This window comes from Enterobacter sp. HMSC16D10, assembly GCF_001807145.1.
Classification (GTDB): domain Bacteria; phylum Pseudomonadota; class Gammaproteobacteria; order Enterobacterales; family Enterobacteriaceae; genus Enterobacter; species Enterobacter roggenkampii.
On record NZ_KV787885.1, the window covers coordinates 1 to 2,763 of the forward strand.

A 2,763-nucleotide genomic window follows, 5' to 3' on the forward strand; every position below is an offset into this window, starting at 1 on the left:
GTTTTTTTTTGTGGGGAGGGGGGTTCAAGAAGCGGATCCTCTTGTTATCCCTTCGATGTCGTCGTAATCTCATGCCCTGCAAACAAAAAAACCACCGCTACCAACGGTGGTTCGTTTGCCCGGAATCAAGAGCTACCAACTCTTTCTTCCGAAGGTAACTGGCTTTCACGGAGCGCAGGTACCAAAACTGTCCTTCCAGTGTAGCCGCAGTCAGGCCACCACTTCAAGAACTCTGTAGAACACTCTACTACTCCGCTCCGTGAATCCTCTTACTAATGGCTACCGCCACTGGCGATTTTTCGTGTCTGTTCCGGGTTGGACTCAAGATGATAGTTACCGGGACAACGTGGTAGTCGGGCTGAACGGGGGGTTCGTGCATACAGTCCAGCTTGGAGCGAACTGCCTTCCCGGAACCGAGTGTCAGGCGTGGAATGAGATAAACGCGGCCATAACAGCGGATTGACATCGGTAAACCGAAAGGCAGGAACAGGAGAGCGCACGAGGGAGCCACCAGGGGGAAACGCCTGGTATCTTTATAGTCCTGTCGGGTTTCGCCACCACTGATTTGAGCGTCAGATTTCGTGATGCTTGTCAGGGGGGCGGAGCCTATGGAAAAACGGCTTCGCCGTGGCCTTATCGCTTCCCTGTTAAGCTTCTTCCTGGCATCTCCCAGGAAATTTCCGCCCCGCCTGTAAGCCGGTACCGCTCGCCGCAGCCGAACGACCGAGCGCAGCGAGTCAGTGAGCGAGGAAGCGGAATATATCCTGTATCACATATTCTGCTGACGCTCCGCTGCTGCATTTTTCTCCTGCCACATGAAGCACTTCACTGACACTCGCATCCGTGCCAACATAGTAAGCCAGTATACACTCCGCTAGCGCTCGTGACTGGTTCAGGGCTGCACCCCGAAACCCGCCAACAGCCTGACGCGCCTGCGGCTTGTCCAACCCCGCGCCGACCGGGAAAGGCTTTCCCGCCCGTCCCGGCGTTATCAGGAGGCCGGTTTGTCAGAGAAACGGAGCAAGATGCTCACCATGTGGGTGACGGAGGACGAGCACCGGCGGCTGCTCGAGCGCTGTGACGGCAGGCAGCTGGCGGCGTGGATGCGGCAGATCTGCCTGGACGAAAAGCCGGCACGTTCCGGAAAGCTCCCCTCACTCTCGCCGGCGCTGCTGCGCCAGCTTGCCGGCATGGGCAATAACCTGAACCAGATAGCCCGCCGTGTTAACGCCGGCGGCGGCACCGGCCATGACAGGGTACAGATTGTGGCGGCGCTGATGGCCATCGATGCCGGCCTTGAGCGGCTGCGGCACGCCGTTCTTGAGAAAGGAACGGACGATGATCGTTAAATTTCATCCGCGCGGCCGCGGCGGTGGCGCCGGGCCGGTGGACTATCTGCTGGGTAAAGACCGGCAGCGTGAAGGCGCCACCGTCCTGCAGGGGAAGCCGGAAGAAGTCCGGGAGCTGATTGACGCATCGCCTTACGTTAAGAAATACACCTCCGGGGTACTGTCGTTTGCGGAAGCGGATTTACCTTCCGGCCAGCGGGAAAAGCTGATGGCAAGCTTTGAGCGGGTTCTGATGCCCGGACTTGATAAAGACCAGTACAGCATCCTGTGGGTGGAGCATCGTGACAAGGGGCGGCTTGAGCTGAATTTTCTGATCCCGAACACGGAGCTGCTGACCGGCAGACGGCTCCAGCCGTATTACGATCGCGCCGACCGTCCACGCATCGATGCCTGGCAGACCATCGTGAACGGCAGACTGGGGCTGCACGACCCGAACGCACCGGAGAACCGGCGGGCACTGGTCACACCGTCTGCACTGCCTAAAGCGAAGCAGGAGGCTGCAGAAGCGATTACACGCGGTCTGCTTGCTCTTGCCTCATCCGGGGAGCTGAAAACCCGTCAGGATGTCACTGAGGCGCTGGAAAGCGCAGGTTTTGAGGTGGTCCGCACCACAAAAAGCAGTATCAGCATTGCCGACCCGGACGGGGGGCGAAACATCCGACTGAAGGGAGCCATTTATGAACAGTCTTTTAACGCTGGCGAAGGACTTAGAGCAGAAATCGAAAGCGCAGCAGCAGAATACCGGCGAGATGCTGAAAGCCGCATTCAGCGAGCACGAGAAATCTGTAAAAGCGGAACTGAACGAAAGCGCGAAGAGAATCAGCGCCGCCATCCTCGACCACGACCGGAAACTGTCCTCAGCCATGAGCCAGCGCACGAAAGGCATGGTGCGCATGGTCAGCCAGACGTGGCTGACCATCGTCCTGGTCTCCGCGCTGCTGATCGCCTCGAGCGCGGGCATTCTGTGGTGGCAGGGGCAGCAGATACTCGACAACTACACGACCATCCGGGAGCAGAAGAGCACGCAGGCCATGCTGTCAGAGAGGAACAGCGGCGTGCAGCTCTCGACCTGCGGCGAGCAGAGACGCCGCTGCGTGAAGGTGAACCCGAAGCGGGACGGTTCGGAGAGGATTCGAGCTGGATGATACTGGCGGGGAAATAGCACATGACGGAGCTGGAAAAACAGTTGCTGAGCGCATTAGAGCAGCTACAGCAGGACTACTCGAAAAGGCTGGACGAGTGGGAGAGCGCCTTCGCGGAATGGCGGACGATGTCTGGTCTTATGCAACGGGAGAACGCAGCGCTGAGCGAGCGCGTCACGGGCTTGAGCAGGCAGGTGCAGAGTTTGAGCGAGCAGCTGCGCCGGTTGTCGAGCGACTGAATGCCGTCGAGCTGCACCGGGAGCAGGAGCGCG

Annotated in this window: 2 protein-coding genes and 2 pseudogenes; all 4 read left to right on the forward strand. The window is 59.2% G+C overall.

The genetic code is table 11. The features are described 5' to 3' along the window. The first annotated feature begins 1,025 nt into the window (after positions 1-1,025). The 4 genes and pseudogenes from HMPREF3143_RS14730 to HMPREF3143_RS25730 all read left to right on the forward strand — a co-directional run bounded on the left by HMPREF3143_RS14730 (position 1,026) and on the right by HMPREF3143_RS25730 (position 2,730). Positions 1,026-1,349: a MobC family plasmid mobilization relaxosome protein gene (locus HMPREF3143_RS14730; RefSeq protein WP_000957084.1), complete on the forward strand. Its 324-nt coding sequence runs from the start codon at positions 1,026-1,028 to the stop codon at positions 1,347-1,349. Then, a pseudogene (locus tag HMPREF3143_RS26475) lies at positions 1,339-2,187 on the forward strand (relaxase/mobilization nuclease domain-containing protein); the annotation flags it as partial. The gene HMPREF3143_RS14730 and the pseudogene HMPREF3143_RS26475, both read left to right, overlap by 11 nt. Then, a pseudogene (locus tag HMPREF3143_RS26335) lies at positions 2,087-2,494 on the forward strand (MbeB family mobilization protein); the annotation flags it as partial. The pseudogenes HMPREF3143_RS26475 and HMPREF3143_RS26335, both read left to right, overlap by 101 nt. Positions 2,495-2,514: 20 nt before the next feature. Further along, positions 2,515-2,730, forward strand: a complete 216-nt coding sequence (locus HMPREF3143_RS25730; protein WP_015589619.1) for an MbeD family mobilization/exclusion protein — start codon at positions 2,515-2,517, stop codon at positions 2,728-2,730. Positions 2,731-2,763: the final 33 nt, after the last annotated feature.

Coding starts and splice junctions, on each gene's coding strand:
- HMPREF3143_RS25730 (WP_015589619.1), top strand. CDS start 2,515: ATGACGGAGCTGGAAAAACAGTTGCTGAGCGCATTAGAGCAGCTACAG.
- HMPREF3143_RS14730 (WP_000957084.1), top strand. CDS start 1,026: ATGCTCACCATGTGGGTGACGGAGGACGAGCACCGGCGGCTGCTCGAG.